The 24,226-nt window shown below is 72.6% G+C and carries 20 protein-coding genes; 14 read left to right on the top strand and 6 right to left on the bottom strand.

From position 1 onward, the window contains the following. Nucleotides 1–354, top strand: a 354-nt coding sequence (locus tag OJ997_RS32655; protein WP_270029594.1) for an alpha/beta fold hydrolase, incomplete at its 5' end; no start/stop codon positions are given. On the opposite strand, the gene OJ997_RS32650 is transcribed toward OJ997_RS32655, so the two are convergent. Further along, nucleotides 297–965, bottom strand: a complete 669-nt coding sequence (locus OJ997_RS32650; RefSeq protein ID WP_270029593.1) for a DUF8548 family protein — start codon at nt 963–965, stop codon at nt 297–299. The two genes, OJ997_RS32655 and OJ997_RS32650, sit on opposite strands and share 58 nt — an antisense overlap. Nucleotides 966–1,067: 102 nt before the next feature. Between OJ997_RS32650 and OJ997_RS32645 the strand changes: the two genes are divergently transcribed. Continuing rightward, nucleotides 1,068–1,850, top strand: a complete 783-nt coding sequence (locus OJ997_RS32645; protein WP_270029592.1) for a class I SAM-dependent methyltransferase — start codon at nt 1,068–1,070, stop codon at nt 1,848–1,850. Here the strand turns inward: OJ997_RS32645 and OJ997_RS32640 are convergent. Beyond that, on the bottom strand, nt 1,847–2,416 hold the full coding sequence (locus tag OJ997_RS32640) for a transglutaminase family protein (protein ID WP_270029591.1): 570 nt from the start codon (nt 2,414–2,416) through the stop codon (nt 1,847–1,849). The genes OJ997_RS32645 and OJ997_RS32640 overlap by 4 nt on opposite strands. Nucleotides 2,417–2,537: 121 nt before the next feature. On the opposite strand from OJ997_RS32640, the gene OJ997_RS32635 reads away from it, so the two are divergent. Continuing rightward, nucleotides 2,538–3,155, top strand: a complete 618-nt coding sequence (locus OJ997_RS32635; protein WP_270029590.1) for a cytidylate kinase-like family protein — start codon at nt 2,538–2,540, stop codon at nt 3,153–3,155. An 11-nt stretch (nt 3,156–3,166) separates the two neighbouring features. Next, the gene (locus tag OJ997_RS32630) at nt 3,167–4,342 is read left to right on the top strand and encodes a TolB family protein (protein ID WP_270029589.1); all 1,176 of its coding nucleotides are present in this window, start codon (nt 3,167–3,169) and stop codon (nt 4,340–4,342) included. Here OJ997_RS32630 and OJ997_RS32625 read toward each other — a convergent pair. Further along, the gene (locus OJ997_RS32625; RefSeq protein ID WP_270029588.1) at nt 4,329–5,369 is read right to left on the bottom strand and encodes a proline racemase family protein; all 1,041 of its coding nucleotides are present in this window, start codon (nt 5,367–5,369) and stop codon (nt 4,329–4,331) included. The genes OJ997_RS32630 and OJ997_RS32625 overlap by 14 nt on opposite strands. 20 nt (nt 5,370–5,389) lie before the next feature. Here OJ997_RS32625 and OJ997_RS32620 point away from each other — a divergent pair, with 20 nt between their 5' ends. Genes OJ997_RS32620 through OJ997_RS32595 form a run of 6 tightly spaced genes read left to right on the top strand, consistent with a single transcriptional unit; the run spans nt 5,390 to nt 11,584 of the window. Further along, complete coding sequence (locus OJ997_RS32620; protein WP_270029587.1) at nt 5,390–6,085, top strand: SDR family NAD(P)-dependent oxidoreductase; 696 nt, start codon at nt 5,390–5,392, stop codon at nt 6,083–6,085. An 8-nt stretch (nt 6,086–6,093) separates the two neighbouring features. Further along, nucleotides 6,094–7,452, top strand: a complete 1,359-nt coding sequence (locus tag OJ997_RS32615; protein ID WP_270029585.1) for an aldehyde dehydrogenase family protein — start codon at nt 6,094–6,096, stop codon at nt 7,450–7,452. Nucleotides 7,453–7,509: 57 nt separating this feature from the next. Further along, the gene (locus tag OJ997_RS32610) at nt 7,510–8,670 is read left to right on the top strand and encodes a hypothetical protein (protein WP_270029584.1); all 1,161 of its coding nucleotides are present in this window, start codon (nt 7,510–7,512) and stop codon (nt 8,668–8,670) included. Nucleotides 8,671–8,695: 25 nt separating this feature from the next. Next, nucleotides 8,696–9,913, top strand: a complete 1,218-nt coding sequence (locus tag OJ997_RS32605) for a M20 family metallopeptidase (protein WP_270029583.1) — start codon at nt 8,696–8,698, stop codon at nt 9,911–9,913. After that, nucleotides 9,910–10,143, top strand: a complete 234-nt coding sequence (locus tag OJ997_RS32600) for a DUF3311 domain-containing protein (protein ID WP_270029582.1) — start codon at nt 9,910–9,912, stop codon at nt 10,141–10,143. Before OJ997_RS32605 ends, OJ997_RS32600 begins: the two co-directional genes overlap by 4 nt. 34 nt (nt 10,144–10,177) lie before the next feature. Further along, nucleotides 10,178–11,584, top strand: a complete 1,407-nt coding sequence (locus OJ997_RS32595; RefSeq protein ID WP_270029581.1) for a sodium:solute symporter family protein — start codon at nt 10,178–10,180, stop codon at nt 11,582–11,584. Here OJ997_RS32595 and OJ997_RS32590 read toward each other — a convergent pair. After that, a complete protein-coding gene (locus tag OJ997_RS32590; RefSeq protein WP_270029579.1) occupies nt 11,536–13,386 on the bottom strand; it encodes an acyl-CoA dehydrogenase family protein in 1,851 nt (616 codons plus the stop codon). The genes OJ997_RS32595 and OJ997_RS32590 overlap by 49 nt on opposite strands. Before the next feature lie 52 nt (nt 13,387–13,438). Here OJ997_RS32590 and OJ997_RS32585 point away from each other — a divergent pair, with 52 nt between their 5' ends. Further along, nucleotides 13,439–14,803 carry a family 1 glycosylhydrolase gene (locus OJ997_RS32585; RefSeq protein WP_270029578.1) on the top strand — a complete coding sequence of 455 codons (1,365 nt, stop codon included), beginning with the start codon at nt 13,439–13,441 and terminating at the stop codon, nt 14,801–14,803. Between the two features lie 100 nt (nt 14,804–14,903). Beyond that, a complete protein-coding gene (locus tag OJ997_RS32580; RefSeq protein WP_270029577.1) occupies nt 14,904–17,267 on the top strand; it encodes a SpoIIE family protein phosphatase in 2,364 nt (787 codons plus the stop codon). A gap of 9 nt (nt 17,268–17,276) precedes the next feature. On the opposite strand, the gene OJ997_RS32575 is transcribed toward OJ997_RS32580, so the two are convergent. Continuing rightward, entirely contained in the window at nt 17,277–19,928 is a 2,652-nt protein-coding gene (locus tag OJ997_RS32575; RefSeq protein ID WP_270029576.1) for a beta strand repeat-containing protein, read from the bottom strand. A gap of 126 nt (nt 19,929–20,054) precedes the next feature. Here OJ997_RS32575 and OJ997_RS32570 point away from each other — a divergent pair, with 126 nt between their 5' ends. Beyond that, nucleotides 20,055–20,741: a hypothetical protein gene (locus OJ997_RS32570; protein WP_270029575.1), complete on the top strand. Its 687-nt coding sequence runs from the start codon at nt 20,055–20,057 to the stop codon at nt 20,739–20,741. Here the strand turns inward: OJ997_RS32570 and OJ997_RS32565 are convergent. After that, nucleotides 20,738–22,726, bottom strand: coding sequence for a hypothetical protein (locus tag OJ997_RS32565; RefSeq protein WP_270029574.1), 1,989 nt, complete (start codon nt 22,724–22,726; stop codon nt 20,738–20,740). The two genes, OJ997_RS32570 and OJ997_RS32565, sit on opposite strands and share 4 nt — an antisense overlap. 184 nt (nt 22,727–22,910) lie before the next feature. On the opposite strand from OJ997_RS32565, the gene OJ997_RS32560 reads away from it, so the two are divergent. Continuing rightward, nucleotides 22,911–24,226 (top strand): AAA family ATPase (locus OJ997_RS32560; protein ID WP_270029573.1); only part of this gene is annotated, 1,316 nt, incomplete at its 3' end.

The following is a 24,226-nucleotide window of genomic DNA, read 5'->3' as shown; positions in this document are numbered from 1 at the left end:
GCGCGGGCGGCCGCGGACTGGCTGGCCCGGACCCTTGACGCGGGCGGCGGTCTGCTCCGGCATCCCGAGCGCGTGCCCTACGACGCGGCGCTGCGGCTCGTCCGCGCCTACGCGGAAGCGCCCGGCTTCGACGCGGTCAACACCGGCATGCGCGCCGGGCGCTTCACCGGGCTCGACGAGATCACCGTGCCGCTCACCCTGGCCTGGCCCGAGTTCGACGGGCTCGTCTCACGCCCGCAGCACGTGCCGGAGACCGCCCGCGAGGTCTTCCTCGCGGGCTGCGGGCACATGCCGACCTACGACGACCCGGCGGCGGTCGCGCGGGTCTTGCGGGCAGGCGCGGCGCTCTCGTAGCTCCAGATCGCGTTGTCCAGCGCGCGGGCGCTGACGCCGAGCCGGCCCGCGGCGGCGACGACCAGCTCGTGGGCCTTCGCGGCGCTGACCCGTGCCTCGGTGGTCTTGGTCGCGGCGGCGACGAAGCGGCGCAGCATCCGGTCGGCCTTGACGGTGTCGTGGCCCGTGACGATCAGCAGCGCGTCCCACGAGGTGCCCGACTTCTGGCCCGGCACGGTCATCCAGGCCGCCCGCACCTCGTCGCTGAGCCCGGAGACGTCGACGACGCCCGCTTCGGCAAGGATCACCGCCTCCCGGTGGACGGCCTCGGCCTTCAGGATCCCGTTCGTGGTCGACGTGCGCTGGCGGTTCTTGACGGCGTCCGCGTAGGCCTCCGGGCCGCCGAGGCCGTCGATGAACGCGGCCAGCTCGGCGGGCGTGGTCGTCTCGACCAGCGCGCGGTGGCGCGCGAGCACGTTGGCCACGCCGCCCGCGCGGACGCCGATCGACCACACCGCGTCGATCACGGCCAGCGCGAGGTTCTCCTGCACGCCGGACAGCTCCCAGGTTCGAGGGTCGCCGAGCACGGCCGCGTGCTGGACGACACGGTCGAGGGCGGTTATTCTCGGCACCGGACGCCTCTGCTCTTCATCACCGCACATCTCAGCACCGCCGACGGCTGACACGGGCTGCACCTCAGTCCCTGTTCATCTCCGTTCGGAGGTTCCATCGAAATGCGAGTTCCCGACGATTGGTTCGTGGGGTTCCATGAAGGGCTGGCCGCGCGCTTCTGGCAGGCGGCCGGCGAAGCGATGCTCGACGCCGACTACGCGGTCGTCAGCGCGTTGCTGCCGCCCAGTGGCTCCGTGCTCGACGTGCCGTGCGGCAACGGCCGGCTGAGCCGTCGCCTGGCCGAGGCCGGCTACGACGTGACCGGCATCGACATCGCGCCGGGCGCGCTGGCGCTGGCACCGCCGGGCCTGCGCCTGCTCCAGGGCGACCTGCGGGCGCTGCCGGACATCGGCCCGTTCGACGCGGCGCTCAGCTGGGGCAACAGCTTCGGCTACGGCACGCCGGAGGACACGGTGCGGTCGCTCGAAGGGCTGCGGCGCGTGGTCCGGCCGGGCGGAACGCTCGTGCTCGAGTCCGGCGCCATCGCCGAGTCGATGCTCGTGCGCGGCGTCACCGGCGACTCCGAGCACACGTTCGGCGCCATCACGATGCGCTCGACGCGCCGGTACGACCCGGTCGAGAGCCGCCTGGAGGTCGACACCGAGTTCACCTCCAACGGCGGCGAAGCTCGCCAAGAGGCTCGCTTCGCTGGGAGGGCTCGCCCTGAGGGCTCGTCCTCCCGCCGTGTGCAGGGCGTCGAGCGTCGTCGCGCGGCGTACTTCGTCCACACCACCGGCGAGGTCGTGCGGATGTTGCGCGCCGCGGGCTTCGCCGACGTCGAGCTGCGCGGCGACGCCGGGCCCTACGAGCTCGGCGCGCCCCGCATGATCGCGGTGGCCCGCTAACGCATCGGGAGCCGGCTGCGCAGCATCGCTGCGCGGCCGGCGCGCCGGCTGTCGCCCACCTTCTCGTAGCGCTCCGACAAGCCCATCAGCGCCGCGAAGGCCAGCTCGTGCGCGCAGTGCCGGCGCAGGCTCCACGGGTCGGCCTTCGAGCCGTCCATCGTCGTGTCCACGAGCCACAGGCGGTCGCCGTCGCCGAGCCCGGCGTACCAGCCGGTCGGCGCGGACAGCACGTGCACGTCCAGGCCGGCGCGGCGGCCGACCTCGGTGGCGATCGCAGCGAGGATGAGCGGGTGGCCGGCGCGGGACTCCAGCGCGGCGTCCAGCCACAGGCCGGCGACGCTGGAGCGGTCGGCGTCGAAGCCCGGGTCGGTGTCCAGGATGTTCGCGAGCTCGGCGGCGGCGACACGCAGGTCGCCGCTCGCGAGGCCGAACAGCGGGAGCGCCAGCTCGTCGAGCCGGGCGTCGGTGGCGGCGGCGTCCACGTCGCGGAACTCCCCGGCCAGAGCCAGCAGGAGGTCGGCAACGGGAGGGCATCCGCCGCATGCGAGGCGAGTGAAGCCTTCCATCTCCGACCAACGCTATCAGGATTTGTTAGGTGACCCTAACTCGCTCGAACCTAAAGCGGGACTGTCCCTCTTTAGCGACAGTTGTCGCGCGTTTTCGGCCGTCGCCGGGTAAGAGGAGGCCATGACGATCGTGACGGTGTCGGCCTCGTACGGCGCGGGTGGCGCCCTTGTCGGACCGCAGCTGGCCGAGCGCCTGGGCGTGCCCTTCTTCGACCGCGCGCTGCCGAGCGAAGTCGCCGAGCGCCTCGCGATCCCGCTCGAAGAAGCCACCGCGCGGGACGAGTCGATCGGCGGCGTGTTCTCGCGGATGGCGATGCGGCTGGCCCCGATCGGGCTCGCGTTCGGCGCCGAGTCCGCGCCCGACGCGGTGGACGAGGACGCCTACCGGCGCACGACCGAGGAGATCATCCGCGAGCACGCCGCGGGCGGCGACCTCGTGGTGCTCGGCCGGGCGGGCGCGCTCGTGCTGCGCAACGACCCGCGGGCGCTGCACGTCCGGCTCGACGGCCCGCGCGAGCGGCGGCTCGAGCAGGCGCTGCGGCTCACCGACAAGGACCGCGAGGCGGTCTGCAAGCGCCTGGACGAGACGGACCGGGCACGCGAGACCTACGTGCGGCACTTCTACCACGCGGATCCGCACGACGCCGCCCTCTACCACCTGACGATCGACTCCACGGCGGTGCCGCTCGAGGCGGTCGTCGACGTGATCCAGCGCGCCGCGCTCAGCCGAACGGGGTAGGGGGAGCGGCAATGCGCCGCTTTCTCGTTGCCGTCGTCATTGCCACGTTGCTCACGCCCGCGAGCGCGTCCGCCGACTCGATCCTCTTCCAGCGCGAGGGGGACATCTGGCGGATGGCACCGGACGGGCACGGGCAGGTGCAGCTGACGAGCGACGGCGAGTACACGTGGCCGTCCTCCGCCGACGACGGGACGTTCGTCGCCGCCGACGCGGCGGGGAACATCCACCCCTGGTCCGCCGACGGGACGCGGCTGAACGTGATCCCCGTCACGCCGGCCGACCCGGTGGACAGCGACTGGCCGTTGACGCCAACCCACGTCCGCATCTCACCCGACGGGCGGCACGTCGCCTACGACCAGCTGCTCGGCGGCCACTTCAACACGTACGTGACGACCGCGGATGCCGTCGCGCCGGCCGGCGTGACCCAGGCCGACCACGTCGCGCCGTGGTGGCTCGGCAACGACCGGCTGCTTCTGAGCCGCAGCCTCGACCCCACCTACAAGTTCGAGGACCTGGGCTTCGTGCGCCTGCCGCTCGGCGGGACCGTCGAGCCGTGGTTCCGCGACGCCGACGCGCGCTGGGCCTCGGGCTTCACCGCCGTCCCGGCGCGGACCGGCGACCGCATCGCGGTGTACGCCGACAGCGCGTACACGGGCAGCAACGTCCCCGAGCGCACCCGGCTCCGGCTGTTCGACGGCACGAAGCTGCGCTGCGACCTGCGGCTCGAGGCGGAGCAGATCTTCTACGCGTCCGTGTCCCCGATGCTCTCGCCCGACGGCCAGCTCCTCGTCTGGTCGGGCTTCGACGGCATCACGCTCCTGAGGCTCGGAGACCTGAAGGACTGCAAGCGGATCAGTGCGCAGATCATCGCGCTGCCCGAGTCGTGGGAGCCGTTCTGGTCGCCCTACACGCCGCCCGATCCCGGGCCGACGCTGACGCTCGGCCTGCAGGCGCGCGAGCGCCCGTCGAAGCGCTCGGTCCGCCGGCACGGCGTCGGCATGCGGGTCACCGTGTCCGAGCCGGGAACGATCCGCGTCCGCGTGGGCGGGCGCACGGTGACGCGACGCTATCGCGACGCCGGCAAGCACATCGTGCGCGTGCATCCGCGCCGGTTCGCGCGCCACTACACGGTGCGCGTCACGGCCGATGGAGCCAAAGCGGTGTCCGCGGTCGTCAGGCCACGTTGAGCGAGCCCTGGACGTCGCCCGCGCCCCACGTGTCACCGAGCTTGAAGCCATCGCCGAGCGGGTCCGTCGGGTCGACGACGAGCTGATGGAAGCCCGTGATCCAGGCGCGCCCGGACACCGCGGGCACGACCGCGTCGAGCTCACCGACCCGCGTCTGCGAGACCACGCGCCCGACGAACCGCGTGTCGATCACGCTCTCCGCCGTGTAGGTGTCACCCATCTGCCCGCGGGCGGAGAGCACCGCGATCCGCGCGCTCGTCGCCGTCCCGGTCGGGGAGCGGTCCAGCCGGCCGGGGGAGACGATCGTGGCGTGGCGCGCGTCCCCGCCGACCCGCGGCGGCGCGGTGAAGACCACGAACGACAGATGTGACAACGCCGGGATCAACGGATGCGCGACGGCGACCTGCTCGCTGACGTGCGGCCGGATCCGCTCGCCCAGCGTGGCCAGCTCGCGCGCCTCGTCCGGGACGATCGCGAAGCCGAGCGCGGCGGCGTCCACGAACGCGCAGAACGCGCCGCCGTACGCGACGTCCACGTGGATCGTGCCGAGCTCCGGCACCTCGACCGGCGCGTCCAGCGCCAGCGCGAACGACGGCACGTTCTCGAACTCGATCCGCTCCACGACGCCGTCCGTCACCCACGCCCGCACGCGCACCAGCCCGGCCGGGGCCTCCAGCACCAGCTCGGTGATCGGCTCGACCTTCTCGATCACGCCGGTCTCCAGCAGGACGGCGGCGGTGTTGATCGTGTTGGTGCCGGACATGCCCTCGTAGGACGAGGACTCCATGATCACGAAGCCGGCGTCCGCTTCCGGGTGCGCGGACTCGAAGACGATGTCGCCGCTCAGCGGCGCGGACCCGCGCGGCTCGAACAGCAGCACCGGGCGCAGCCGGTCGTCGGCCTCGAGCGCGCGCATCTTCTCGAGCATCGTGGTGCCCGGCACGTCGAGCACGCCGCCGACGACGATCCGGCTGGGCTCGCCCTCGGCATGGGCGTCGACGCACTGGATGACCCTCGCGATCCGCATCCGTGCCACGCTACCGGCCGATGCTCGAAGGCAAGGTCGTTGTGGTCACAGGCGCGGGGTCAGGGATCGGGCGCGCGGCCGTCCACCGGTTCGTCGAGGCGGGCGCACGCGTGCTCGCCGCCGACCGGGACTTCCAGAAAGCGCACGAGACCTGCGCGGGGCTGCCGTACGCGACGCCGCACAAGGCCGACGTGACCCGGCGCGAGGACATCGAGGCGCTGCTTGCGAAGCGTGACCACATCGACGTCTACTTCAACAACGCGGGCATCCCGGAGACGGTCAAGCCGCTCGCCGAGATCACGCGTGAGGAGTGGGACGCGGTGCTCGACGTCAACCTCACCTCGCTCTTCCTCGCCGCGCAGGTGGCCGCGCCGAAGCTGCGGCCGGGCGGCGTGCTGCTCCAGACCGGCTCGATCATCGCCAACCGCCCGCGCGCCGGGCTCGCCGAGTACGTCGCCGCCAAGTCCGGCGTCATCGGGCTCGCGCGCGGCCTCGCCGCCGAGTTGGCGCCCGACGTGCGCGTGAACGTGATCAACCCCGGCCCGGCCAACACGCCGATGCTCGGCGGCTTCGGCTTCGACGCGGACGTCGCCCAGGCGCTGCCGCTCAAGCGGCTGATCGAACCGGAGGACATCGCGGACGCCGCGGTCTATCTGGCGGGCGCCACCGCCGTCACCGGCGCAGTGTTCAACATCGACGCGGGACGCGACCTGTGACCTCATTCATGGCGGTGGACCCCTCGACGGGCCACGAGTTCGCCGAGCTGCCGAGCACCTCGCCCGCGCACGTCGCCGAGCTGGTCGAGGACGCCCGCCGCGCGCTCGCCGAGGAGCGCGACTGGCGCACGCCGTACGTCCGCGCGAAGGCGCTGCTGCGGATGGCGCTGCTCGTCGAGGAGCAGGCCGACAAGCTCGCGGACTTCGAGACCCGCGACACCGGCAAGCCGCTCTCCCAGAGCCAGGCCGACGTGCGCGCGACGATCCGCTACCTCGAGTACTACGCGGGCTCGATCGAGCGCCTGGAGGGCCGGCAGATCCCGCTCGGCCCGGACGCGATCGACTACACGGTGCGCGAGCCGTGGGGCGTGTGCGCGCAGATCATCCCCTGGAACTACCCGCTGCAGGTCGCGGCCCGCTGCGCCGCGCCCGCGCTCGCGGCCGGCAACGCGGTGATCCTCAAGCCGTCCGAGCTGGCGTCGATCACGCCGCTGCACCTCGCGCAGATCGCCGAGGCCGCGGGCGTGCCGCCGGGGATGTTCCAGGTCGCGACGGGAGACGGCACGACGGGCGACGCGCTCGTCCGCCATCACGGCGTCGACCACGTCACGTTCGTCGGCTCCGCGGCGACCGGCGCGCAGGTCGCCGCGGCGTGCGCTCGCCGGCTCATCCCGGTCGAGCTCGAGCTCGGCGGCAAGTCCCCGAACGTCGTCTTCGCGGACGCGGACCTCGCGAAGGCGGTCCCGGCGATCGTGAAGGGCCTGCTGCAGAACGCCGGCCAGAGCTGCTCGGCCGGCTCGCGGCTGCTGGTCGAGAAGACGATCTACGAGGACGTGTGCGCCCAGGTGGCGACCGCGTTCGCGACCGTGAAGATCGGGCCGGGCATCGAGGACCCGGATCTCGGCCCGCTGATCTCCCAGCGCCAGTTCGACCGCGCCACGAGCATGCTCGAGACGGCCAAGCTGGCCGGCGCGCGCGTCTTCGGCGGCGAGCCGCGCGAGGGCCTGTTCCTCGAGCCCGCGCTCGTGACGCGCATCAAGGCCGACATGGAGATCTTCCAGGAGGAGGTCTTCGGCCCGGTGCTGGTCGCGGCGCCGTTCGAGGACGAGCGCCACGCCACGGCACTCGCCAACGCGACCGCCTACGGGCTCGTCGCGGGCGTGTGGACGAAGGACCTCGCGCGTGCCCATCGCGTCGCGTCCGACATCCGGGCGGGCCAGGTGTTCGTGAACGGCTACGGCGTCGGCGGTGGGGTGGAGCTGCCGTTCGGCGGGATGGGCCGCAGCGGTTACGGCCGCGGCAAGGGCATCGACGCGCTCTTCGCCTACTCGCAGGTCAAGAACGTCTGGGTCTCGCTCGAGGGGTAGGCGCAAGTCCACCTTGCGGGGGCTGGCAGGCACCGATCTCCGCACGAGGCTGGGCCCATGCTCCTCGACGGCATGACCCTGGCGGTGGCCGCCGCGACGGCCTGGAGCCAGCCGATCACGTTCCCGGGCTGGCCGGACTTCGGCCCGATCCCGCGCACCGCGATCGCCACCGACGGCCACCACTACACCGCCTGGGAGGACGCCCAGGGCGCGCTGCTGGCCAGCGCGGACGGCGCCGCGCCGGAGCGGCTCGCCGACCGCTCCGACGACTACGTGGCCGCGGCGGCACCCGGTCGCGCCGCCGTCGCCTACTCCCGCGGCGCGGGCGCGTTCATCGCCGTCCGTGGCGAGCCGCAGCGCCGGCTCGTCAAAGGCGGGGTGGAGGACATCGCGCTCGCCGCCGACCCGCGCGGCGGCTGGGTGTTCGTCGCCCAGAGCAAGCACCACGTGCTCGCGTTCTCCCTCGACCGCCGCGGACGCACGGTGCGGCGGCAGGACCTCGGCAACGGCGCGATCGAGGACTGGGGCCGGCAGAGCCGCGTCCTCACGGTCACGCCCTCGGGCCGCGCCTATCTGGCGATGTACGGACCGCCACCGCGCCCCCTGCTGGTCGTCCAGCGTCGGCACGGCGGGCCCTGGGCGAAGCCGGTGCGCGTGCCCGGGCAGCCGGAGCGCCAGGCCGACTACACCGACCTGAGCGTGGTCGCGGCGGGAGAACGTGTGGCTATCGGCGCGCTCACGCCGACGAGCTGCGGGGACGTGGGCTGCGCGGGCTTCCCGCTGATCGGTGGCCCCACCGAGCCGCTGCACGGACCACGCCTGACCAAGCCCAACCGCGTCTTCGCGCCCGCGGTCGCGCCGGGGGTGCTCGTCTACCAGCAGAAGACCGGCAAGAAGAGCTTCTCGCGCAGCGCGCCCGTGGTCGCCGTCGCAGGCGGCCGTGGCCAGCGGCTCACCGGCGCGCCCGCGGCCGAGCCCGTCCCGCTGCCGCTCAGCGGCGGCCGGACGCTCGTGCTGTGGACGACCGCGAAGGGGTGGGGCGCCGCGCTCGCGCACGCCGACGGCCGCTTCAGGTCGATCAGCGCGCCGCCCGGACCGCCGACCGGGCGCTTCCACACGGCCGACACCGACCGCGACGTGCAGTCCGCCGGGCGCTACGCGATCGCCGCCTGGGGCGCCGAGGGACTCGTCCACATCAGCGTGCGCAGGTTTCCGTAGCCGCGAAGCGGATATCCGCATTGAGGTGGAACGGGAGGCGATCCTGGCCGCGGTCGACGCGCTCGAGGGCGAGCTCGTCGCGCTGCTCCAGCGCCTGATCCGGATCCCGACGATCAACCCGCCCGGCGAGGCCTACGAGGACTTCGTCGCCGACTTCAAGCACGTGCTGGACGAGCTCGGCTACGCGACCGAGGTCCACCGCGCGCCGACCGAGCTCGCGCCGCTCGGCCAGGGACTGCCGCGGCCGAACCTGATCGGCAAACTCGCCGGTGACGGGCCGCTTGTGCATTTGAACGGCCACTACGACGTCGTCCCGGTCGGCAATGACTGGACGCGCGGCCCGTTCGGAGGCGAGCTCGCCGACGGCCGCATCTACGGCCGTGGGGCCGCGGACATGAAGAGCGGCCTCGCCGCGCAGGTGATTGCAGTCGAGGCGCTGCGCCGCGCGGGCCTGAGCCCCAACGTCCACCAGAGCGCGGTCCCCGACGAGGAGACCGTCGGCGTGCGCAACGCGGGCATGGGCTGGCTCGTCGAGCAGGGGCTGCTGGAGGGCGACGCCGTGATCATCACCGAGCCGTTCGGCCCGGACGGCGTCGGGATCGGGCACAAGGGCGCGATCTGGGGCGAGATCACGATCTTCGGCAAGCAGGCGCACGGCTCCGCGCCGCAGCTGGGCGTGAACGCGGTGGAGCTGATGGCGCGCTATCTCGCGCACCTGGACGAGCACCTGCGGCCACGGCTCGAGCAGCGCGTGACCGACTACGGCGTCACGCCCGACAACCGCCGGTCCACGCTGTCGTTCGACACGATCCGCGGCGGCCACGCCACGAACATCGTCCCGGACCGCTGCACGGTGACCTTCAACCGCCGCCTGATCCCGGGCGAGGACCTCGAGCAGGCGCGCCACGAGCTGCTGCAGCCGCTCGAGCTGCTCCAGCTCCGCCACGAGTACCACGAGCTGTACTCGACCGAGCCGACGCTGGTCTCCGAGGACGAGCCGGTCGTCCAGGCGGCGCAGCGCGCCGTCCGGGCACTGGGCCTCGAACCACGGATCCTCATCTCCGCGGGCTCGGACGACCAGCGCTTCGTCGTCCACAACGCCGGCATCACCAACTCGCTCGTCTACGGCCCGGGCCAGACCGGCCTGAGCCACGTCGCCGACGAGCACATCACCGTCGACGACCTCATCCAGGGCACGAAAGGACTCGCGCTGATCATCGCCGACCTGATGGGAGAGGCATGACGAATCACGTGAAGGGCCGCCGCTCGCTGCTCTGGCTGACGGTCCCGTTCCTGCTCTTCGTGGCCGCGATCCCGCTCGCGAACCGCGCCGACCCGGTGATCCTGGGCCTCCCGTTCCTGTTCTTCTGGGCGCTGCTGGCGGTGATCCTCAGCCCGCTCGCGATCTGGCTCGCGGCCCGCAAGGACCCCTACTACCTCCGCGACGAAGCCGAGGGCACCGATGTCGACTGACGCGGCTATCGCCATCACGATCTTCGCGGTAGCCATGCTCGGGACGCTCGGGCTCGGGATCGCCGCCATGCGCGGCCGCGACGCGGACCGCGAGCAGTGGGCGGTCGGCGGGCGCTCGTTCGGCGTCGTGCTCACCTGGGTCCTGCTCGCGGGCGAGTGCTACACGAGCTTCTCCTACCTCGGCGCCGCGGGCTGGGCGTACGGCTACGGCGCGCCGATCCTCTACCTCGTCGGCTACATGGCCACGGGCTACGCGACCGTCTACCTGTTCGCGCCGATGGTCTGGAGCTACGCCAAGCGCCACCAGCTGATCAGCGTCAGCGACATCCTCGCCCACCGCTTCCAGTCCAAGCGGTTCGGGATCTTCATCGCCGCCGTCGCCACGCTCGCGCTGCTGCCCTACATCCAGCTGCAGATCCAGGGCATGGGGCTCGTGGTCAACGCGATCTCCTACGGCGAGATCTCCCTCAAGACCGCGTTCGTGATCGGCTTCGTCGTCTCCGCCGGCTTCGTGCTGGTGAGCGGCCTGCGCGGCAGCGCCTGGGTGAGCGTCTTCAAGGACGCGCTCGTGATCCTCACGATCGTCTTCCTGGCGATCTACCTGCCGCTGAAGCTGTTCGGCTCGCACGCGAACCTGTTCGAGCGCATCCGCACCGAGCGCCCGGACTGGCTGACGCTCCCGGGCAACGAGTCGCCGGGGCTCGGCGTGCTCTGGTTCATGAGCACCTGCATCCTCAACGGCGTCGCGTTCACCGTCTTCCCGAGCTTCGTCGCCGGCTACCTGGGCTCCAAGTCGCCGAACACGATCCGCCGCAACGCGATCTTCCTGCCCATGTACTCGCTGCTGCTGCTCGTGCCGGTGATGCTCGGCATGGCGGCGATGTTCGTCGTCCCGAACCTCGAGTCCAACGACCTCGCGCTGCTGAGCATGGTCACGAGCGAGCTCCCGGCCTGGGTCGTCGGGATCGTCGGCGTCGCGGGCGCGCTGAGCGCGATCGTCCCGATGGCCGTCTTCATGCTCTGCATCGGCACCCTCTGGGGCGGCCAGTCGGTCAACCGCGCGCGCATGGTCGTGGTCGCCTCCGGCCTCGCCGCGCTCGCCGGCGCGCTCCTGTTCCCGGACGCGCTCGTGCGCCTCTCAGTGCTCTCCTACGAAGGCATCGCGCAGCTCGTCCCGGCGCTCGTCGGCGGCCTGCTGTGGCGGCGGATGACCGTCCAGGGCGCGGTCGCGGGCCTGCTCGTGGGCGAGGCGATCGTCGTCCCGCTCGCGCTGTCCGGCCACGACCCGCTCCTCGGCATCAACGCGGGCCTGCTCGGCCTCGTCGCGAACGTGATCGTCAACGTGGCCGTGAGCCGGGCGCGCCCCGACGATCAGGGCGCGCCCGGTCGGTTTCAGCGCGAGTCGGAGGGGTCGACGATGCCCTCTTCGAGCCACTCGTAGCGCCCGTCGAGGAGCTTGATCGCGGTCTCGTAACCCTGGTCGTCGTCGTTGGACCAGAGGGCGTGGAACAGCTCGTCCGAGCGGCGCTTGGCCTGCGCGCAGAACAGCGCCGCCAGCTCGCGGGCGGCGTCGGCGCGCTCCGGGGTCTCGCGGGCGATCGTGTCGGCGTAGACCACGGCCGCGGAGATCGCGAACAGCTCGGCGCCGATGTCGACGATCCGGGCGAGGAACGACTGGCGCTGCTCGAGCTTGGCCTGCCAGCGGCCCATCGCGTAGAACGTGGAGCGGGCGAGGCGGCGGGAGGAGCGCTCGGCGTAGCGCAGGTAGGTCGCGAGCTCGCCGAACTCGTCGTAGCCCTTGGGCTTGTGGCCCTCGCCGACGACGAGCTTGGGCAGCCACTTCGCATAGAACGTGCCCGCCGCGACGGCGCTCTTGGCCTTGTCCTGCAGCGGCGTCTCGGCCTCGAGGATGTCGCCCGCCACCTGCAGGTGCTGGTCGACGGCCTCGCGCGCGATCAGCAGGTGCATGATCTCGGTGGAGCCCTCGAAGATGCGGTTGATGCGCGAGTCGCGCAGCGCCTGCTCGACCGGGATCGGCTTCTCGCCGCGCGCCTTCAGCGACTCGGCGGTCTCGTAGCCGCGGCCGCCGCGGACCTGGATGAGCTCGTCGAGGACCTGCCAGCCCAGCTCGGAGCCGTAGAGCTTGGCGATTGCGGCCTCGATGCGGATGTCGTTGCGCTTCTCGTCGGCCAGCCGTGAGGCGACGTCGAGCATCGCTTCCAGGCCGAACGCCGAAGCCGCGATGAACGCGTTCTTCTGCGCCACGGCGTCGTGCTTGCCCACCGGGCGGCCCCACTGGACACGCTCGGCCGACCACTCGCGCGCGATCTTCGTCGCCCACTTGGACTGGCCGACGGAGATCGCCGGCAGCGCCAGACGGCCGGTGTTCAGGGTGGACAGGGCGATCTTGAGGCCCCAGCCCTCCTTGCCGATCAGGTTCTCCGCCGGCACGAAGACGTCCTTGAGCTCGGTGACCGAGTTCTCGATCCCCTTCAGGCCCATGAACGCGTTGCGGTGCGTGACGGTCACGCCCTCGGTCGTGTAGTCCAACACGAAGGCGCTGATGCCGCCCTTGTGGCCCTCGGACTTGGGCACGCGCGCCATCACGACCACGACGTCGGCGATCGCGCCGTTCGTGGCCCACAGCTTGGTGCCGTTGAGGACGTAGCCGCCTTCAACCGGCACGGCGGACGTGGCGACGCGGGCAGGGTCCGAGCCCACGTCGGGCTCGGTCAGCAGGAACGCGGAGATGTCGGTCTTGGCCACGCGCGGCAGCCACTCGCGCTTCTGCTCCTCGGAGCCGAACATCCGCAGCGGCTCGGCCACGCCGATCGACTGATGGGCGCTCAGCAGCGCACCCAGCGCACCGTGGTAGGTGCCGACCATCGCCAGCGCGCGGTTGTAGTAGACCTGCGAGAGGCCGAGGCCGCCGTACTCGGTGGCGACCTTCATCCCCATCGCGCCGATCCCCTTGAAGCCCTCGATCACCTCGTCGGGGATCTTGGAATCGCGCTCGATCTGGAGCGGATCGACCTTCTCCTCCAGAAACTCACGCAGCGCCTTCAGAAACGCTTCGCCCTTCTCGACGGCAGCTGCGTCGAGCTTGGGCTGCGGATGAATCAGGTCCAGCCGGTAGTTGCCCAGGAACAGCTCCTTGCCAAAGCTGGGCAGCTTCCAGTCCTGCTCGCGCGCGGCTTCGGCGACCTGCCGAGCCTCGCGTTCGCTCACGTCGGTCGTAGCCATCCCTTGATTACACCGCAACTCCGGCATGTCTAATCGCGTTTGGGTCACACATATGCGCCTGGTTCTCGCCGTACTCGCCGTTCTTTTCGTCTTTGCCGCCCCCGCGCACGCCGCCGGGCCCCAGCTAGGGATCGCGGATGATCGCCTGCTGCTGCAGGGCGGCGCGGACGCCGACAAGGCCGTCAAGGAGTGGCAGGAGAACGGGATCCAGACCGTGCGCATCTACGCGCTGTGGTCGCGGATCGCGCCGTCCTCGCCGACCGGCGAGTACTCGTGGGACCAGCTCGACCACGCCGTGAACCGCGTCGTGGCGGCCAACATCAAGCCGATCCTGACCATCACGGGCCCCGGCCCGCTGTGGGTGAGCCGGCGCTCGGAGCGCGGCGAGCCGCGCTATGACCCGGATCCCAAGCTGTTCGGCGAGTACGCGCGCATGGTCGCCGAGCGCTACGGCGACCGCGTGGACACCTACATCGTCTGGAACGAGCCGAACCTCGGCGGCTGGCTGCGTCCGCAGGCCGCATGCTTCGGCAAGGTCTGCAACGCCGTCGCGCCGCACCTGTACCGCGACCTGGTCAACGCCGCCTACCCGGCCATCCACGGCGCCGACAGCACCGCGAAGGTCCTGATCGGCGCGATGTCCAGCCGCGGCAGCACGCTCACGACCGAGAACTCGAACTCCCGGCCGCTGGCCTTCCTGCGCGGGCTCGGCTGCGTGGACGCCAAGTTCAAGAAGCAGACGAACGGGCGCTGCGCGGGGTTCAAGGCGCCGCAGGCGGACGGCTTCGCGTTCCACCCGCACGGCGTCCTCGCCTCGCCGGAGACCGTCTTCCCGAACAAGGACGACGTCTCGATCGCCTCGCTCACGCGGCTCACGCAGACGCTCGACAAGCTGCAGAAGGCCAAGCGCATCAAGGGCACGACGAGCAAGCTCGGGCTCTACCTGGACGAGTTCGGCTACCAGACCAACCCGCCGGACAAGTTCACGGGCATCACGCTCTCCCAGCAGGACCAGTGGCTCCAGCGCGCCGCTTACCAGGCGTGGCGCAACCCGCGCGTGAAGCTGTTCGCGCAGTACCTGTGGGTCGACGAGCCGCGCAGCCTCAACAGCGAGAGCGGCGGCTGGCAGTCCGGCCTGCGCTTCACCGACGGCCGGGCCAAGCCCGCGCTCAAGCACTTCGCGCTCCCGTTCGCGGTCGACGCCGCCAAGGGCCGCCTGTGGGGCCATGTCCGCACGCGCGAGACGCGCAGCGTGACCGTCCAGCGCAAGCTCGCCGGGGGCTCCTCGTGGAAGACGATCGGCACGCGCAAGACCGACGCGCAGGGCTACTGGAGCTGGACGACGCGGCTGACGGTCGGCGCCTCCTACCGCTTCCAGGCGGCGGGAGCGACGAGCGCGGCCGTCAAGCGTCAGTAGTGTTCGCCGAAGGCTGAGCACCTCCACCGGACCCGACCACGCGGCACAGCTTGCAGCGCTCCAGGCGCTGCTGGGGGTCACGTCGGCCCTGTCCGGGGCGTTGACGCCCGAGCACGTCGGAGCGGCGGTCGCCGAGCATGGCGCGCGGGCGCTCGGCGGCACCGGCGGCATCGTCTACGCGCTCGAGGGCAGCGACACGCTGCAGGTGATCGGCTCCTGGGGATACTCGGACGAGATCGTGGAGGCGTACGGTCGTCTGGCGCTCGCCGAGACGCTGCCGGCGCCGGACGCCGCCCGCGAGCGCCGCACGGTCGTCGCGGACACGCCGGAGCAGATCGCGGAGCGCTACCCGGTGCTGTCGCCGATCCATCGCGGCTCGCTGTGCGCGGTGCCGATGCTCGCCGGCGAGGAGGTGCTGCTCGGTGCGGTCGCGGTCAGCCGCGGGGACACGCGCGCGTTCTTCGCCGCCGAGCGGGAGCTGCTGGAGGCGCTCGGCCGGGTCGCCGGGCACGCGTTGGAGCGCGCTTCGCTGCACAGCCGCCTGCACCGGCTGCAGGCCACCACGGCGGACCTGGCGCGCGCGCTCACGCCGCAGGAGGTCGCGGCCACCGCGGCGCTGCAGGGCGCGGAGGCGCTCGGCGCGTCGAGCGCGTGGGTGGCGCTGCTGGACGAGTCACGCCGGTCGCTCGAGCTCGCGCACGCCGCCGGGCACTCCGACGACACCGTGCAGCGCTTCCGCTCGTTCTCCCTGGACGCGGACCTGCCGCTGGCCGAGGCCGCCCGGACGCGCACGCCACTGTGGCTGGAGGGCGCGGCCGCGATCTTCGACCGCTACCCGAGGTTCGCCGAGGTCCGCCCGCAGGCGCAGTCGGCGGCGCTGCTGCCGCTCACCAACGGCGGCGAGGCGCTCGGCGCGATCGGGCTGGTGTTCGACACGCCGCGGCAGTTCGGCTCCGCGGACCGCGACTACCTGCTGACGCTCACGCGGCTCTGCGGGCAGGCGCTCGGCCGGGCGCGGGTCTACCAGAGCGAGCACGACCTCGCGCTCACGCTCCAGCAGGCGCTGCTGCCGAGCGGGCTGCCGCGGGCCGAGGGGATCGAGCTGGCCGTCCGCTACCTGCCCACCGCCGACGGCGCGGCCGTGGGCGGCGACTTCTACGACGCGCTGGAGCTCACGGCGGGCCGTGTGGGGATCGCGGTCGGCGACGTCGTCGGCCACGGGCCGGAGGCCGCCGCCGCGATGGGACAGCTGCGCGGCGCGCTGCGGGCCTACGCGCTCGAGGGTCGGTCCCCGGCGCGCGTGCTGCAGCTGCTCAGCCGCTACGCCGACGGCGTGCCTGGAGCGCGCGGCGCGACCGTGGCCTACGCGGTGATCGACCCCGCCGCGCGCGAGGTCCGCTACGCCGCCGCCGGCCATCCGCCGCCGTTGCTGCGGCTCCCGGACGGCACGACGCGCTTCCTGGACCGCGCGCGCGGCGTGCCGCTCGACCGCGCGCTCGGGCACGTGTACGTGGACGCGGTGGCCTCGGTCCCGGAGGGCACGACGCTCGTCCTGTACTCCGACGGCGCGATCGAGCGCCGCGGCGAGCCGCTCGACGCCGGCCTGGAGCGGCTATCCGCGGCGACCGCGGCGGCGGGCGACGCCGAGCCGGAGGCGCTCGCCACGCAGCTCGTCGAGACGCTGATGAACGGCACGGAGCGCACGGACGACGTCGCCCTGCTCGTCGCCCGCGTGCGGCGCCCGGCGCTGACGCCGCTGCGGCTGTGGTTCTCCGCCCGCGCCGACCAGCTCGCGGTGGTGCGTGAGGCGATGCGCGGCTGGCTCGCGAACGCCGCCGTGGACCGCGGCGACGCGGAGATGCTCGTCCTGGCCGCCGGCGAGCTGTGCGCGAACGCCGTCGAGCACGCCTACCCCGGGGAGGCCGAGGGGTCCGTGGAGATCGCGCTCGGCCGCTCGCCCGACGGGTCGATCACGCTCGTCGTGCGCGACCGCGGGCACTGGCGCCCGCCGCCCGCCGATCCGGGCGTCCGGGGCCGCGGGCTGGCGATCGTGCGCGGGTTGATGAGCGCCGTCGACATCGACGAGGGCGCCGACGGCACGACCGTCAGCGCGCGCTACCGGCCCGCCGGCTTCACCGTCGAGCTGCCGCCGCCCGGCCCGGCGCTGGTCGAGATCGACCGCTCCGGCCCGGTCACCGTCGCCCGGATCGTGGGGGAGATCGACGAGCTCAACGAGCCGCACGTCGAGGCCGAGCTCGGCGCGCTCGGCGCCGAGCCGGTCGTCGTGGACCTGTCCGGGCTGGCGTTCATCGGCAGCGCGGGCATCCGGATCCTGTTCGGCCTGGCGGAGCGCGTCCAGCGGCTCGTGCTGGTGGTGCCGCGGGACGCGCCGTTCCGCCGTGCGCTCGAGCTGGCCGAGCTCGGCCGCGTCGCCCGGCTCGTGGAGGAGCTGAGCGACGCGTGAATCACCGGCTCAGAGCGGGAAGTGGACCTTGATCAGGTCGCGCACGCCCGGAGCGACGTAGATCCGGTCGTCCTCGAGCAGGTTGAGGTAGACGGTGTCGAGGGTGGGCTCGGAGCCCGTGACGTAGACGAAGGTCGGCAGGCCGGCTTCGATCACGGTGTCGCCTTCGCGGGTGACGTTGACCTTGTCGGTCTTTGGCGTGCCGTCGAGGGTGATGGTGTCGGCGGCGAGGTCGGTCGTGCCGTCGAAGGCCGCGAGGTCCACGCGCGCCTTCTTGAGCGGCGTGCCGGTGAGGTCGCCGACGTTGACGTTGTCGACGCCGCCGAGCGTGCGCACCGCCCACTCCTCGACGTTCGCCAGGTCCATGACAATGCTGGCGATGTTGCGGGTGACGCGGACGTGGCGGTCGGGCAGCGCCGTGAGCGCGAGGTTCTCGCCCGCGTTGGAGCCGTTGAAGTCCTGCACGTCGATGCCGGACTGGCCGTCGACCACGTCGTTGCCGTCACCCGGGTCCCACTGGAAGTGGTCGTTGCCGGCGCCCAGCTTGGCCGTGTCGGCGCCCTGGTTGCCGTCGACCAGGTCGTCGCCGTTGCCGCCCAGGAGCAGGTCGTCGCCGTTGCCGCCGCGCAGGGTGTCCTCGCCGTTGCCGCCGTCCAGCGTCAGGTGCGTGAGCGCCGCCACGTTGCCGACGGCGGAAAGCGCGTCGTTGGCCTCGCCGCCGCGGGCGACGAGCTCCTCGACGGCGGTGACGCCCACCTGCGGGGCGCCGGGCGCGTACGTGCGCACGACGTCGCCGCTGTCACGGACGGCGGTGATCTCGTCACCGTCGCCGGTACCCGTGTAGGTGGCGGTGTCCGTGCCCGGACCACCGTCGGCGTCCACGCGCGCCTCGCCCGTGGCCACGGCGCCGGCGAGGATCGTGTCGTCGCCCTCGAGCAGCGCGGCGGTGACGCTGTCCTGCGTCTCGGCGCCGGTCGCGCGCACGACGGGCTTTAGGCCCGAGATGACCGCGGTGGCGCCGTCGGAGCCGAGCGTGACCTTGTCCGGCCCGGTCGTGCCCTCGGCGACCACGCGGTCGATCGCGGCGTCGCCGTTGCGGTCGAACCCGGCGAGGTCGACCGCGACGTGCTTGAGGTCGGTCCCGGTGAGGTCGCCGACCGTGATGAGGTCGGCGCCGCCGAGCGCGCGCACCGTCGCCGCCTCGATGCTGTCCGTGTCCTGCGTGATGTTGGCGATGTTGCGGAAGACGGTCACGCGCGGGCCGTTCGCCGCCAGCGTGATCATCTCCCCGACGTTGGCGCCGTTGAAGTCCAGCGTGTCGGTGCCGCTGTCGCCCTCGACGACGTCCGACTGGTCGCCCGGATCCCACTGCACACGGTCGTTGCCGGAGCCGCCGCGCACGGTGTCGACGCCGCGGTTGCCGTCCACCACGTCGTTGCCGGAGCCGCCCAGGATCAGGTCCGCGCCGTCCCCGCCGCCGACTTTGTCGTCACCGGTGCCGCCGTCCATCGTCAGCGTCGTGAGCGCGGAGATGCCGTTGAGGCCTGAGAGCGTGTCGTTGCCCGAGTTCCCCTTCACGAGGAAGCTCTCGACCGCGGTGGCGTTGAACGTCGGCGCACCGGCTGCGTACGCCGCGACGGGGCCGCCGTTGGGGGCGACGCCGATCGTGTCGTCGTTCGGCGTGCCGGTGTAGGTCGCGGTGTCGGTGCCCGCGCCGCCGTCCACGCCGACCTGCGAGGCGCCGGTGGGAGCCGCGGAGGCCTGCGCGCTGTCGTCGCCGTCTGCCAGCGCCGCCGTGACCGTGTCCGTGGCCTCCATGTTCGTGGCGCGCACGTCGACCGAGAGGCCGTCGACGATGCCGGCCGTGCCGTCGGTGGCGAGCAGGGCCTTGTCCGGGCCTTCGGTGCCGTCGACGATCACGCGGTCCGCGGCGGCGTCCCCGGTGCCGTCGAACCCGGCCAGGTCGACGCTGACGCCGCGCACGCCGGTTCCGGCGAGGTGGCCGACGGTCAGCGTGTCCGCGCCGCCGAGGCTGCGCACGGCGACCTGCTCGAGGGTCGTGAGGTCCAGGTCGATGGCCGCGACGTTGCGCGTGAAGCGGGCATGCGTGCCGTTGGCGACCAGCGCGAGCTGCTCGGCGATGTTGGCGCCGTTGAAGCGCAGCGTGTCCGTGCCGGAGTCGCCGGCGACCGCGTCGTTGCCGTCGCCCGGGTCCCACTGCACGGTGTCGTTGCCGGCGCCGAGCGTCAGCGTGTCGGTGTTCTGCTGACCGTCGACCAGGTCGTCGCCGGAGCCGCCGACGAGCGTGTCGGCGGACGCGCTGCCGAACAGCGTGTCGTTGCCGGCGCCGCCGTCGATCGTCAGGCCGTCGAGCAGGCCCTGGACGCGCACCTCGTCGTCGCCGCCGCCCGCGGTCACGGACACGGCGGTGAAGGCTGCACGGGGGAACTGGAAGTCGACGGTGCCGTCCATGCCGACGTCGCCGTACAGCGTCGTGGCGTCGGTGTTCAGCACGAGCTTGTCGGACGCGCCGTCACCGGCGATTCGCAGCGTCGCGCCGTCGACCTTGGCCGAGTACGAGGCCAGCGCCGGGGAGGCGAAGGCGAGTGCCGCCGCGAGGCCTACGCCGAGCGCGGCGCCTCGCAACAGGGGATGGGGCATGCGAAGTCCTTTTCTGGGTGATCGGGGAGGACCCGCGACGCTAGGAACCCGCCGCCCCCGGGACAATCGGGGTGCACCCCTGGACTTTGCGTTGACCCGCCCGGAGATTGACCGTAACGTCGCTCCATGTCAGGTCCACTTGGACGTCGCCCTCCGAGCGACTGGAAGCACGTCGACAAGTATCCGCTGACGGCGGCCTCGGCCCCCGCCAAGCCGACCCCGGTCGTGATCGGGGTCAACTGGTACGTCGAGTTCGACAAGCCGGTGAAGGACGCGCAAGGCCACCACTGGATCGCGCGCGACGGCAAGCTCACCAAGAAGCGCGGCGGCCACTGCGTGTGCCTGAAGCCCAGGGGCCACGCCGATCCCGACGCCTGGTGGGACTTCTACAACCAGGGGTCCGAGGGCGCCTGCGTCGGGTTCGGCATCAGCCGGCTCGCGTCCCAGCTCAACCGCAAGCTCTACGACGGGTTCTGGCTCTACCACGAGGCGCAGAAGATCGACGAGTGGGAGGGCGAGGACTACGACGGCACGAGCGTCCGCGCCGGCCTGGACATCCTCCGCAAGCGCGGGCACTGCGAGATCGACAGTGGGCTGACCAAGCCCGAGGCGATCGGTGAGGGCATCCGCCACAACCGCTGGGCGCGGAGCGTCGACGACGTGCTCACGACGCTCGGCTACGACGGCCTCGACTACGTGGACATCCTCAACTCGTGGGGGCGCAACTACCCCCACCTCACCCGCATGCCCGCCACGGTGCTCGAGCGCCTGTGGAAGGAGGACGGGGAGGTGGGGCTCGTCACGGATCGCTAGTTGCGCGGGGTGATCCGCGCGGTGAACGCGACCTTCGAGAAGCGTTCGTTGCGGGCGAGCTGCACGGCGAGCGTCGGACCGGCGTCCGGCGCGGAGGACTGCGCGGCCGGGCGCAGCAGGTGCGCGGCCGCGCCGGCGGGGCGCGACAGCGGCGTGACCGTGTAGCCCGAGTGCTGGCTGGTGACCTCGAAGCGGGCGATCCGGCTCAGCGCGATCCGCTGGTCGCCCACGCGCACCTGCGAGCCGTCCTTGAGCACGGCGACCACGGAGGCGCTGCGGCCCGTGCTCGGGAACAGGATGTCCGCGCTCAGCGCCCGGTTGCCGCTGCGGGTCACGTCCCAGCGCGTCTGGATCCAGCGTGGCGCGAAGCGGTGCGTGACGCGCAGGGAGCCGGCGGAGCCGCTGATCGTGCCCGTCGCCTGCAGGTCGGTGAACGCGCCGGCGAACGCGAACCCGACCGCCGAGGCGGCCGAGGCGCCCGCGCCGGACGGGGCCTTGGTCAGCCGCAGCGGCGTGACCGAGCGATCGACGGATGAGCGGCCGATCTGCGAGGCCAGCACGCGGCGACCGGCGACGTCACGGATGAGCGCGCCGAAGGACGCGGGCGGCGTGCCGCCGATGTTCGCCGCGACCTCCTGCTTGCCGTCGAACAGCCGCGCGAGGTCGAGCCCGCCGTACGGGAACGCGCGCTGGTTGACGGCCACGATCGCCGTGTTGTAGGCGGGCGTGGTCACGGCGAGGCGGCCGATGTCGGGGTCGAAGGAGTAGAGCGCCGGCGGCTGCGTGGAGCGCTTCTCGCCGAGGCCGGCGTCGATCGCCCGCGCCGCGTTGGCGAGCACCCGGGCGGCGCCGAGGCGCGCGCTGCCGACGCCCTGCGGCACGGCGTGGACGTTGAAGAACAGCGCGTCCGCGATGCCGCCGTCGCGCTCCGCGGTCTTCAGGTAGAAGCCGAGCGACTGGTCGAGCATGTACTTCGCGTACGCCTGCCACTTCGGGTCGCTCAGCGAGGGCGCCGACGCGATGCCGATCAGCGCCTGCTGCGTGAGGCCGAGCTTCTTGGACTGGTGCCAGCGCTCGAACCCGAGCCCGGAGTCCCAGTTCATGTAGCCGCCGTGCGTCCAGTAGCCGGCGACCGCGCGCTCGATCCACTCGGACACGATCCGCTTCTTGTTCAGGTCCAGCGGCGCCATGCCGGCGCGGCGCGCCTGGTCGTAGAAGCGCGTGAAGCTCAGGACGATGTTCGCGTACTCGGCGGAGTCCACGTTCGCGGGGTGGTTCAGGCGCTCGTGGGGGAGATAGTGGAAGCGCATGCCGGGGCCGAAGTTCGTCTTGGCCTCGCGCACGAAGCGGTTGAGCTGGGCGCCGAAGTCGCGCTTGAGCAGCGCCGGGTCGCCCGTGACGGTCGCGTCGGCGGCGTACATCAGCGCGTACCAGTTGATCTGGTTCAGGCGGATCGTCGGGTAGCGCCAGAACGAGCCGCGGGCGGTGCGTGAGATCGCCTCGCGGATCGCGGTCACCGTCGTCTCCGGCAGCTGCAGCTCCTTGCGGGCCTTGTAGGCGTAGACGAGCCCGTCCACGACCTCCGCGTCGAACACGAGGTGCTGGAAGCCCTTGCCGTTCATCGAGTTCGTCCAGCCGGGAGCGTGCGACTGGCCGAGTGCCTTCGTGGTCACGTACGGGCCCTTGACCAGCTCGAGCGCCAGCGCCCGGGCCCGCTCGTCGTTGCGGGAAGGGCCGGTGTGGCCTTCCATCGCGGCGACCGAGTGGCCGAGCAGCATCAGCGAGTTGATCATCGGCTCGACGCCGCCACCGCCGCCCTCGTAGTAGCCGCGGCGTTCGTTCCAGAGCTTGTCGAGCTGCAGCTGGAGCGTGTCGGCGGTGGCGAAGTAGGCGGTGTCGTCGTAGGTCTGGGCGGAGGCGGTCGCCGGGGCTACGAGGGCGAGCGCCGCCAGGGCGGCGGTGGCCGCACGGCGAAGAGGGGTCATGGGGAGGGTTCCGGGGAGGAGAGGGGCTGGGGAGTGGGTCCAGCGTCCCGCGGAAACCGCTTGCCGGCATCAGGCGACCACCCGGCAGTTACCCCTACATTTCGAGCGTCGTGCTGGCCGCACCCCAACGTCGGTTGGTGGCCTCACCCACGCGGGGCGGCTGAGCGCGTAGCTTCACCGGAAGATGATCACCGTCGCCGACGCCGAGCTGCTGGAGCGGGAAGCGGAGCTCCTCACGCTCCGCGCCCAGCTGGACTCCGCCCGGCACGGCTGCGGCACGATCACGCTCGTCGAAGCGCCCGCGGGCCAAGGTAAGACGACGCTCCTGCGCGCCGCCCGCGCGGAGGCCGGCGCCGCGGGGCTGCGGACGCTGAGCGCGATCGGCGCCGACCTCGAGCGCGACTTCGCGTTCGGCATCATCCGCCAGCTGCTGCCGGACCTCGAGGCCACGCCGTGCGACGGCCACGCCCGCCTGCACGCCCTGTACGAGCGCTTCGCCGATCTCGCCGCCGAGCAGCCGCTGGCGATCGTCGTCGACGACCTGCACTGGGCGGACGCCGGCAGCCTCAAGACGCTCGGGGTGCTCGCCCGCCGGATCGAGCATCTGCCGATCGCGCTGATCGTGGGCCTGCGCCCCGACGCGGACGAGCCGCTCGTCGACGACCTGTTCGCCGCGCCTACCGCGTCCGTCCTGCACCCGGCGCCGCTCAGCCACGCCGCGGTCACGCACCTGGTCGAGACCGCGCTCGAGGGCGACCTGGACCCGGAGTTCGCCCACGCGGCGACCAGGACCACCGGCGGCAACCCGCTGCTCGTGCGCGAGCTGCGCCGGACGCTCACCACGGGCGGCTTCACCGGTGCCGCGTCCGAGGCGGAAGCGGTCCGCCGCGCCGTCCCGGGCACAGTCGCCCGCCTGGTCCAGGGCCGCCTGAACCGGCTCTCCCCGGAGGCGTTGGCGCTCGCGCGCGCGGTCGCCGTCGTCTGCCCGCGCACCGACAGCGCGGTCACCTACGCGTTGGCGGGCCTGCCGGAGCCGCTCGCCGCCGGCGCCCACGCCGCGCTCGCCCGCGAGGGCCTGCTCGAGCCCGGCCGCCTGCGCTACACCCACGCGATGATGCGCGAGGCGGTCTACGCGAGCGCCGTCCTGGCCACCCGCTCGTGCCTGCACCGCCGCGCGGCCCGCCTGATGCAGGAAGCCGGCGTGGACGAGACCCTGATCGCCGCCCAGCTCCTCGCGGCCGACCCGGCCAACGACACGCAGGCCGCCGCGGTGCTGACCCGCACGGGCGAGGCCGCGCTGGAGAGCGGAGACCCCGACGTCGCCGTCCACCACCTCCGCCGCGCCCTGGCCGAAAGTGCCGCGCCGCGCGGGGCCGCCGCCGCACCCGTGCCCGGCGACGACGTCCCCGGCGCGGCCGGCAGCGCGGCCGCGGTGTCGCTGCGGCACGTCTTGGGGCGGCCCGGCAAGGGCGCCCGCGGGGCCGGCGACGCGGCCGCGCC

Source organism: Solirubrobacter phytolaccae, assembly GCF_027587195.1.
GTDB lineage: Bacteria > Actinomycetota > Thermoleophilia > Solirubrobacterales > Solirubrobacteraceae > Solirubrobacter > Solirubrobacter phytolaccae.
This window is presented reverse-complemented; position numbering and strand designations above follow the sequence as displayed.

What these genes read in the sequence shown, in the direction of transcription:
- OJ997_RS32590 (WP_270029579.1), bottom strand. Translation starts at nt 13,386, where the DNA reads ATGGCTACGACCGACGTGAGCGAACGCGAGGCTCGGCAGGTCGCCGAA.
- OJ997_RS32585 (WP_270029578.1), top strand. Translation starts at nt 13,439, where the DNA reads ATGCGCCTGGTTCTCGCCGTACTCGCCGTTCTTTTCGTCTTTGCCGCC.
- OJ997_RS32640 (WP_270029591.1), bottom strand. Translation starts at nt 2,416, where the DNA reads ATGGAAGGCTTCACTCGCCTCGCATGCGGCGGATGCCCTCCCGTTGCC.
- OJ997_RS32620 (WP_270029587.1), top strand. Translation starts at nt 5,390, where the DNA reads ATGCTCGAAGGCAAGGTCGTTGTGGTCACAGGCGCGGGGTCAGGGATC.
- OJ997_RS32615 (WP_270029585.1), top strand. Translation starts at nt 6,094, where the DNA reads ATGGCGGTGGACCCCTCGACGGGCCACGAGTTCGCCGAGCTGCCGAGC.
- OJ997_RS32635 (WP_270029590.1), top strand. Translation starts at nt 2,538, where the DNA reads ATGACGATCGTGACGGTGTCGGCCTCGTACGGCGCGGGTGGCGCCCTT.
- OJ997_RS32600 (WP_270029582.1), top strand. Translation starts at nt 9,910, where the DNA reads ATGACGAATCACGTGAAGGGCCGCCGCTCGCTGCTCTGGCTGACGGTC.
- OJ997_RS32570 (WP_270029575.1), top strand. Translation starts at nt 20,055, where the DNA reads ATGTCAGGTCCACTTGGACGTCGCCCTCCGAGCGACTGGAAGCACGTC.
- OJ997_RS32630 (WP_270029589.1), top strand. Translation starts at nt 3,167, where the DNA reads ATGCGCCGCTTTCTCGTTGCCGTCGTCATTGCCACGTTGCTCACGCCC.
- OJ997_RS32610 (WP_270029584.1), top strand. Translation starts at nt 7,510, where the DNA reads ATGCTCCTCGACGGCATGACCCTGGCGGTGGCCGCCGCGACGGCCTGG.
- OJ997_RS32625 (WP_270029588.1), bottom strand. Translation starts at nt 5,369, where the DNA reads ATGCGGATCGCGAGGGTCATCCAGTGCGTCGACGCCCATGCCGAGGGC.
- OJ997_RS32595 (WP_270029581.1), top strand. Translation starts at nt 10,178, where the DNA reads ATGCTCGGGACGCTCGGGCTCGGGATCGCCGCCATGCGCGGCCGCGAC.
- OJ997_RS32645 (WP_270029592.1), top strand. Translation starts at nt 1,068, where the DNA reads ATGCGAGTTCCCGACGATTGGTTCGTGGGGTTCCATGAAGGGCTGGCC.
- OJ997_RS32565 (WP_270029574.1), bottom strand. Translation starts at nt 22,726, where the DNA reads ATGACCCCTCTTCGCCGTGCGGCCACCGCCGCCCTGGCGGCGCTCGCC.
- OJ997_RS32575 (WP_270029576.1), bottom strand. Translation starts at nt 19,928, where the DNA reads ATGCCCCATCCCCTGTTGCGAGGCGCCGCGCTCGGCGTAGGCCTCGCG.